The sequence below is a fragment of the Duganella sp. Leaf126 genome (genome assembly GCF_001423125.1).
Classification (GTDB): Bacteria; Pseudomonadota; Gammaproteobacteria; order Burkholderiales; family Burkholderiaceae_D; genus Rugamonas.
In genome coordinates, this window is record NZ_LMNW01000032.1 from 277,302 (window position 1) to 285,779 (window position 8,478).

The window sequence follows — 8,478 nt, forward strand, 5'->3', positions numbered from 1 at the left end:
TGCAAAGCAGCATCACAGCGTACCGGGCGCGGCTGTTTGTTGGTCTTGGCCCTGGGCGCTTTCGTCTGCTGCAGTGTGCGCCAGTTGTTCCAGCCGCTGTTGGCGTTGAAGCGGATCGAGCGCCGCCAATTTTTGCACCGCACCATAAAAACGCACGAACGTTCTTTCTTGCCTGAGTAGGCTTTTGAATGCTGGCAAGTAATCATGGTAGGTCCCGACCGCACTCAGGTGGGCATTGGTCAGCGGTTCGGCAAACCAGCGGTCGTAGCCGGCATAGCCGCCCCAGCTTTGCTTGAGCTGCTGGTAGTCGGCCTGCAGGTGGGCGAAGATGCGCGCCTTCTCGGCGCGGCGGTGCCGCACGCTGGTCTTGCTGGCGTAGTTAGCTTCCAGCATTTGCCGGTGCCGGACCAGCAGGGCCAGGAAGTCGGCGCGGCGGCTGTTGTATCGTGCATAGGCCAGGCGCATCTCGTCGGTGCCGTACAAGGCCAGCCAGCGCTGGACGCCGGCCTCCTCCACGGCGGTGGCGAAGCTTTCGTTGAACTGGGTGTCGCCGGGCACGTACACGACCTGGTGCGCCAGCTCGTGAAACACCATGCGCGCCAGTTCCGCGTCCGAATAGTTGATGAAGGTCGACAGCAGCGGATCGCTGAACCAGCCCAGCGTCGAATACGCGGGCACACCGCCCACCTGCACGTCGTTGCCTTCGCCGCGCAGTTCGTCGGCATAGGCGGTGGCGTCTTGCTTGCTGTAGTAGCCGCGGTAGCTGACGCAGCCGGCGATCGGGAAGCACCACTGGATCGGCCGCAGCGACAGCTCGGGCGTGGCCACCACGTTCCACAGCACGAACGGGCGTGACAGCGCGGCATAGTTCTTGTAGCTGCCGTTGTTGGGCAGGCTCAGCTCCTGGACCGCGAAGCGGCGGATCAGCAGCGCTTTCTCGAGCCGGGCCTTGAGTTGCGGATCGGTGGCCGGGTCGCCGAGCCAGTCATCGATCGGACGGGCGTCCGACCACAGCGAATATTGTCCCTGCGCGGCCTGCATGTAATACCTGAACTGGGTGCAGCCGGCCAGCAGCGCCAGCGTGCACGCCGTCAGCAGCCAATACCTGGTGCGCATGAAGCGGCGGACAGATGGGCGCATACATTACCTTCAGACAATAACCCTTTCAACCTGGACCAGTGTATCGTAAAACGTCGGCGCGCGGCCCATGTCGGTCAGGCGCTGGCTGGTGACCTCGTTGGCATTCTTGCCATCGCTGGCAAGCTTTTTCCACCATACTGACAAACCGACCACCAGGCCGGCCCTGGCCTTGTCGGTCACGCGCGCCTTGGCCACGAAGCTGCCGCGATCGTTGAATATCCGCACCATTTCCCCATGAGCGATGCCGCGCGCGGCAGCATCTGCGGGATGGATGTCGAGGTGCGGTTCGCCCTCGGCGGCGCGCAAACTCTTGACGTTGACGAACGTCGAGTTGAGGAAATTGCGGGCCGGCGGTGAAATCATCGCCAGCGGGTAGCGTTGTGCAAGTTGAGGGTTGCTGGCAACAGATTCGTACGGTGCGAGGTAGGTAGGCAGCGGATCGAGGCCGTCAGCTGCCATCTGCGCGGAATAGAACTCGCATTTGCCCGACGGCGTGAAAAAGCCGCCGTTGGCAAACGGCGCCGCCGGCATGTTGAGCTTTTGCCAGCCCTTTTGCTTGAGCGACTCCCAGTCGAAGTGCACGGCGCGCGCGTCGCTGGTCTTGAAAGCCTGCGCCGCCAGTTGCTCGTCGGTTTCGGCAAAGCACGGATCGTCGAACCCCATGGCGCGCGCCAGCAGGCGGAAGATTTCCGTGTTCGGCTTCGATTCGCCCAGTGGCGCGATGGCGGCGTTATTGGCCATCATGTACAGGTGGCCGTACGAGGTATGGGCATCGACGTGTTCGAGCTGGGTGGTGGCCGGCAGCACGATGTCGGCGTAATCGGCAGTATCGGTCTGGAACTGCTCGATCACGACCGTAAACAGGTCTTCGCGCGCGAAGCCGGCCGCCACCTTCGACGAATCGGGCGCGATCGCCACGGGGTTGGCGTTATACACGATTACCGCCTCCACCTGCGGCCCGAACCCGGGCGAGGCCGGGCGCAGCAGGTCGTCGCCGATGGTGGTCATGTTGATGGTGCGCGGCAGTTTTTTCAGCAGGTCGGGCCGCTGCAGCGCCGGCTTGTTGGTCGGGAATGAGCCGCTCGACGACAGTTGCACGCCGCCGGCAGCGTGGCGCCACGCGCCGACCAGCGCCGGCAGGCAAGCGATATTGCGCACCGCCATGCCGCCACCGCGCACGCGCTGCACGCCATAGTTGGTGCGGATCGCCACCGGCAGGCCGGCCTTGGCCGTTTGCCCGTACAGGCGCGCCAGTTCCACCACTTCGCTAGCGCTGATGCCGCAGGTGGCGGCGGTGCGCTCGGGCGTCCACGCGGCTGCGCGGTCCTTGAGCTGGTCGAAACCCAGCGTGTGCTCGGCAATGTAGTCGTGATCGAGCAGGTCTTCGGCGATCAGCACGTGCATCAGGCCCAGCGCCAGCGCAGCATCGGTGCCGGGCAGCAGCGCGATATGCTGGTGACACTTCTCGGCCGTCAGCGAGCGGTAGGGATCGATCGCAATCAGCTTGGCGCCGTGGCGCTTGGCTTCCTGGGCGCGGGTCCAGAAATGCAGGTTCGAAGCGATCGGGTTGCCGCCCCAGATGATGATCAGTTTGGCGTCCTGGAACTGTTCCATGTCGGTGCCCACCGACGCGCCGATCGTGTACTTGTAGCCGGTGGCGCCGGCCGTCGCGCACACGGTGCGGTCGAGCAGCGAGGCGCCGAGGCGGTTAAAGAACCGCGACGACATCGACTCGCCCTGCACCAGGCCCATGGTGCCGCAATAGCTGTAGGGCAGGATCGCTTCCGGATCGCGCGCGGCGATCGCGCCCAGGCGCGCGGCAATCGTGCGCAGCGCCTCGTCCCAGCTGATGCGCTCGAACTGGCCCTCGCCCTTGGCACCGACCCGCCGCAGCGGGTGCAGCAGCCGCTCGTCGTGGTAGGTGCGTTCGGTGTAGCGCGCCACCTTGGTGCACAGCACGCCGGCCGTGGTGGGGTGGTCGGGGTCGCCTTTGACGGCAGTGGCCACGCCGTCTTCCACGGTTACCAGCAGGGCGCAGGTGTCGGGGCAGTCGAGCGGGCATGCCGCGCGAACTTGTGTGCTTGTCATGTCGAAATCCAGAATAGCGGCAGGCGCCAAAGCATTATGGTAAACGATAGTCGGCGTCGTCATACCATCACCATCGGCGCCATACCGGCTTGAGGACGCTCTGGATAAACTGCGCGCCGCCGGGCTACAATGGTCGTTCTCGCGTCTCGCAAGGCCAGCGCACCCCCATATGGAGAAGCAGATGAAACTAGTTGACCCGATCATTGCGTTTCAATCCGACATACAGCAGATCCGCCGCGATCTCCACGCCCATCCGGAACTGTGCTACGAGGAGCAGCGCACCGCTGACGTCATCGCCGACAAGCTCACCCAGTGGGGCATTCCCGTCATCCGCGGCCTGGGCGTGACCGGCGTGGTCGGCATCATCAAGAATGGCACGTCTGGCCGGTCGATCGGCTTGCGCGCCGACATGGACGCGCTGCCCATGCAGGAGGTCAATACCTTCGACCACGCTTCGCGCCACCCGGGCAAGATGCACGCCTGCGGCCACGACGGCCACACTGCCATGCTGCTCGGCGCCGCCCGCCACCTGGCCGAACACCGCCATTTCGACGGCACCGTGTACCTGGTGTTCCAGCCGGCCGAAGAAGGCGGCGCCGGCGCCAAACGCATGATCGAAGACGGCCTGTTCGAGCAATGCCCGATGGACGCCATCTATGGCATGCACAACTGGCCCGGCATTCCGGCCGGCCACATGAGCGTGGTCGAGGGGCCGATGATGGCTTCCAGTAACGAGTTCTACCTGACTATCAATGGCAAGGGAGCGCATGCAGCGCAGCCGCACAAGGGCATCGACCCGGTGATGGTCGCGGTGCAGATCGCGCAAAGCTGGCAGACCATCATCAGCCGCCAGAAAAGCCCGCTCGACACGGCCGTGCTGTCGATCACCCAAATCCACGCCGGCAGCGCCACCAACGTGATTCCCGACGAAGCAAAGATGGTGGGCACGGTGCGTACCTTCACCTGGCCGGTGCTGGACATGATCGAGCAGCGGATGGAAGAAATCGCCCGCCACACGGCCGCAGCGTTTGGCGCCGAAGCGGAATTCCGCTTCCGCCGCAACTACCCGCCACTGGTCAACCATGCGGCCGAAACCCGTTTCGCGGTGGAAGTCATGAAAGAAGTGCTGGGCGCCGACCGGGTGGACGACCAGGTGGAACCGACCATGGGCGCGGAAGACTTCGCCTATTTCCTGCAAGCGAAGCCGGGCTGCTATATGTTCATCGGCAACGGTGAAGGCGACCACCGCGAGGGCGGCCACGGCCTGGGCCCGTGCGTGCTGCACAATGGCAGTTACGACTTCAACGACAACTTGCTGCCGATCGGCGCGAGCTTTTGGGTCAGGCTAGTGGAAAAGAGCCTGCCCGTGGCGGACTAGTCGGCACGCTCGGGTCTCCCATCGCGCCGATACCGGAAAATGCCCGGCGCGCGGACAATTTCGCTGCTGCGAGCGTGAGCGCTACGGTGCGCCGGAAGAAAATCCCGAACACCGGTACAATCCCTGCCAGCCGTATCGACACGTATACAGCAATGACAGCGTCGTTATAAACCCAAGGATACTATGTTCGCGAAGACAATGATGGCGGCGGTGGCTGCCCTGATGATGAGCCAGGCAGCAATGGCCCAAGACAAACTGATCGACTCGGTAGCGGTCGACTATGGCACCGGTGCCAAGCAGCGCATGGTGCGCCTGAGCGCAGCCAGCGATTGGGACACCCGGTGGTTCCAGTCGAATGGCACGCACCTGAGCGGCTACTGGGAAGGCAGTGCCGGTTTCTGGCACCAGAAACAGTACCGCAATATTCCAGGCGAAGAAAAAAACCTGTGGGACGTCGGTTTCACCCCGGTGTTCCGCTTCCAGAACGATAACAAGAAGGGCATTTATTACGAAGCCGGCGTCGGCGTGCACCTGCTGTCGAGCCTGTATAAAAACGATGGCAAGGAACTGTCGACCGCTTTCCAGTTCGGCGACCACATCGGCATCGGTTATGTGATGCAGAATAACTGGGAAGTGGCGCTGAAGCTGCAGCACTTCTCCAACGGCAGCATCAAACGCCCCAATGGTGGCGCCAACTTCCTCGAAGTCAAAGCGGCCTATCATTTCTAAGCGATATCACGCCATCAGCGCTTCTTCGGAAGCGCTTTTTTATTATTGATTTCCGGTCGCTTAAAGCAAAAAACCCCTGCCATGATCACACCTTAAACCTACTTTGCGGACGCAAAGCAAAAAACCCCACCAGGATCACCGGGTGGGGTTTTTCATATAACTAGCCTGACGATAACCTACTTTCACACTGGTTGCAGCACTATCATCCTCTCTATAACCTGCCAAGGTTATAGGGACAAGCCGTACGGGCAATTAGTACTGGTTAGCTTAATGCATTACTGCACTTCCACACCCAGCCTATCAACGTCCTGGTCTCGAACGACCCTTCAAAGAGCTCAAGGCTCTGGGAAATCTCATCTCAAGGCAAGTTTCCCGCTTAGATGCTTTCAGCGGTTATCTCTTCCAGACTTAGCTACCCGGCAATGCCACTGGCGTGACAACCGGTACACCAGAGGTCTGTCCACTCCGGTCCTCTCGTACTAGGAGCAGCCCCCTTCAAATTTCCAACGCCCACGGCAGATAGGGACCAAACTGTCTCACGACGTTTTAAACCCAGCTCACGTACCACTTTAAATGGCGAACAGCCATACCCTTGGGACCGGCTACAGCCCCAGGATGTGATGAGCCGACATCGAGGTGCCAAACTCCCCCGTCGATATGAACTCTTGGGAGGAATCAGCCTGTTATCCCCAGAGTACCTTTTATCCGTTGAGCGATGGCCCTTCCATACAGAACCACCGGATCACTATGTCCTACTTTCGTACCTGCTCGACTTGTCAGTCTCGCAGTTAAGCACGCTTATGCCATTGCACTATCGTCACGATGTCCGACCGTAACTAGCGTACCTTCGAACTCCTCCGTTACACTTTAGGAGGAGACCGCCCCAGTCAAACTGCCTACCATGCACTGTCCCCGACCCGGATAACGGGCCAAGGTTAGAACCTCAAATGAACCAGGGTGGTATTTCAAGGATGGCTCCACGAGAACTGGCGTCCCCGCTTCAAAGCCTCCCACCTATCCTACACAGATTGATTCAAAGTCCAATGCAAAGCTACAGTAAAGGTTCATGGGGTCTTTCCGTCTAGCCGCGGGTAGATTGCATCATCACAAACACTTCAACTTCGCTGAGTCTCGGGAGGAGACAGTGTGGCCATCGTTACGCCATTCGTGCAGGTCGGAACTTACCCGACAAGGAATTTCGCTACCTTAGGACCGTTATAGTTACGGCCGCCGTTTACTGGGACTTCAATCAAGAGCTTGCACCCCATCATTTAATCTTCCAGCACCGGGCAGGCGTCACACCCTATACGTCCACTTTCGTGTTTGCAGAGTGCTGTGTTTTTATTAAACAGTCGCAGCCACCAGTTTATTGCAACCCTTTCGCCCTAYTGAAGTAAATCAGCCAAGCTACCGGGGCGTACCTTTTCCCGAAGTTACGGTACCAATTTGCCGAGTTCCTTCTCCCGAGTTCTCTCAAGCGCCTTAGAATACTCATCTCGCCCACCTGTGTCGGTTTGCGGTACGGTCTCGTATGACTGAAGCTTAGAGGCTTTTCTTGGAACCACTTCCGATTGCTACAGARCCGAAGYTCTTCGTCCCAGTCCCTTGAATTAYGTACCCGGATTTGCCTAAGTACCTTCTATGAACCAGAAACTGCCTATTCCAACAGGCAGACAACCTTCCGCGATCCGTCCCCCCATCGCATCATACGACGGTGCAGGAATATTAACCTGCTTCCCATCAGCTACGCATCTCTGCCTCGCCTTAGGGGCCGACTCACCCTGCTCCGATGAACGTTGAACAGGAAACCTTGGGCTTACGGCGTGGGGGCTTTTCACCCCCATTATCGCTACTCATGTCAGCATTCGCACTTCTGATACCTCCAGCATCCTTTACAAGACACCTTCGCAGGCTTACAGAACGCTCTCCTACCATATGCTTACGCATATCCGCAGCTTCGGTGACTGGCTTAGCCCCGTTACATCTTCCGCGCAGGACGACTCGATCAGTGAGCTATTACGCTTTCTTTAAATGATGGCTGCTTCTAAGCCAACATCCTGACTGTTTTAGCCTTCCCACTTCGTTTTCCACTTAGCCAATCTTTGGGACCTTAGCTGGCGGTCTGGGTTGTTTCCCTCTTGACGCCGGACGTTAGCACCCGACGTCTGTCTCCCAAGCTCGCACTCATCGGTATTCGGAGTTTGCAATGGTTTGGTAAGTCGCGATGACCCCCTAGCCATAACAGTGCTCTACCCCCGATGGTGATACTTGAGGCACTACCTAAATAGTTTTCGGAGAGAACCAGCTATTTCCAAGTTTGTTTAGCCTTTCACCCCTACCCACAGCTCATCCCCTAATTTTTCAACATTAGTGGGTTCGGACCTCCAGTGCGTGTTACCGCACCTTCATCCTGGCCATGAGTAGATCACTTGGTTTCGGGTCTACACCCAGCGACTAGCGCCCTGTTCGGACTCGATTTCTCTACGGCTTCCCTATCCGGTTAACCTTGCCACTGAATGTAAGTCGCTGACCCATTATACAAAAGGTACGCCGTCACGGAACAAGTCCGCTCCGACTGTTTGTATGCACACGGTTTCAGGATCTATTTCACTCCCCTCCCGGGGTTCTTTTCGCCTTTCCCTCACGGTACTGGTTCACTATCGGTCGATTACGAGTATTTAGCCTTGGAGGATGGTCCCCCCATATTCAGACAGGATTTCTCGTGTCCCGCCCTACTTGTCGTACGCTTAGTACCACCGTTTGAATTTCGTGTACGGGGCTATCACCCGCTATGGCSSCYRTTTCCARARSSTTCCACTATTCAATCGACTATCACGTACAGGCTCTTCCCATTTCGCTCGCCACTACTTTGGGAATCTCGGTTGATTTATTTTCCTGCAGCTACTTAGATGTTTCAGTTCGCCGCGTTCGCCTTGCATACCTATGTATTCAGTATGCAATACCCTAAAAGGGTGGGTTTCCCCATTCGGAAATCTGCGGATCAAAGYTTGTTTGCTARCTCCCCGCAGCTTATCGCAAGCTACTACGTCCTTCATCGCCTGTAATCGCCAAGGCATCCACCATGTGCACTTATTCACTTGTCCCTATAACGTTAGCCCCTTGCGACTAAACAAAGGAGCGGT

General features: G+C 58.8%; 4 protein-coding genes and 1 rRNA gene. 2 read left to right on the forward strand and 3 right to left on the reverse strand.

Features of this window, described 5'->3' with window-relative positions:
- Positions 1–12 precede the first annotated feature (12 nt).
- Both ASF61_RS17995 and ASF61_RS18000 read right to left on the reverse strand, forming a co-directional pair.
- On the reverse strand, positions 13–1,140 hold the full coding sequence (locus ASF61_RS17995) for an aminopeptidase (RefSeq protein WP_082491787.1): 1,128 nt from the start codon (positions 1,138–1,140) through the stop codon (positions 13–15).
- Between the two features lie 9 nt (positions 1,141–1,149).
- Entirely contained in the window at positions 1,150–3,228 is a 2,079-nt protein-coding gene (locus ASF61_RS18000; RefSeq protein WP_056158923.1) for a molybdopterin-dependent oxidoreductase, read from the reverse strand.
- Between the two features lie 181 nt (positions 3,229–3,409).
- Here ASF61_RS18000 and ASF61_RS18005 point away from each other — a divergent pair, with 181 nt between their 5' ends.
- Together ASF61_RS18005 and ASF61_RS18010 are read left to right on the forward strand one after the other, a co-directional pair.
- On the forward strand, positions 3,410–4,606 hold the full coding sequence (locus tag ASF61_RS18005; protein WP_056158926.1) for a M20 aminoacylase family protein: 1,197 nt from the start codon (positions 3,410–3,412) through the stop codon (positions 4,604–4,606).
- Positions 4,607–4,789: 183 nt separating this feature from the next.
- The gene (locus ASF61_RS18010; protein WP_056158930.1) at positions 4,790–5,335 is read left to right on the forward strand and encodes an acyloxyacyl hydrolase; all 546 of its coding nucleotides are present in this window, start codon (positions 4,790–4,792) and stop codon (positions 5,333–5,335) included.
- A gap of 231 nt (positions 5,336–5,566) precedes the next feature.
- Here ASF61_RS18010 and ASF61_RS18015 read toward each other — a convergent pair.
- A 23S ribosomal RNA gene (locus tag ASF61_RS18015) occupies positions 5,567–8,439 on the reverse strand.
- Between the last annotated feature and the right edge of the window lie 39 nt (positions 8,440–8,478).

Coding starts and splice junctions, on each gene's coding strand:
- ASF61_RS17995 (WP_082491787.1), bottom strand. CDS start 1,140: ATGCGCCCATCTGTCCGCCGCTTCATGCGCACCAGGTATTGGCTGCTG.
- ASF61_RS18000 (WP_056158923.1), bottom strand. CDS start 3,228: ATGACAAGCACACAAGTTCGCGCGGCATGCCCGCTCGACTGCCCCGAC.
- ASF61_RS18005 (WP_056158926.1), top strand. CDS start 3,410: ATGAAACTAGTTGACCCGATCATTGCGTTTCAATCCGACATACAGCAG.
- ASF61_RS18010 (WP_056158930.1), top strand. CDS start 4,790: ATGTTCGCGAAGACAATGATGGCGGCGGTGGCTGCCCTGATGATGAGC.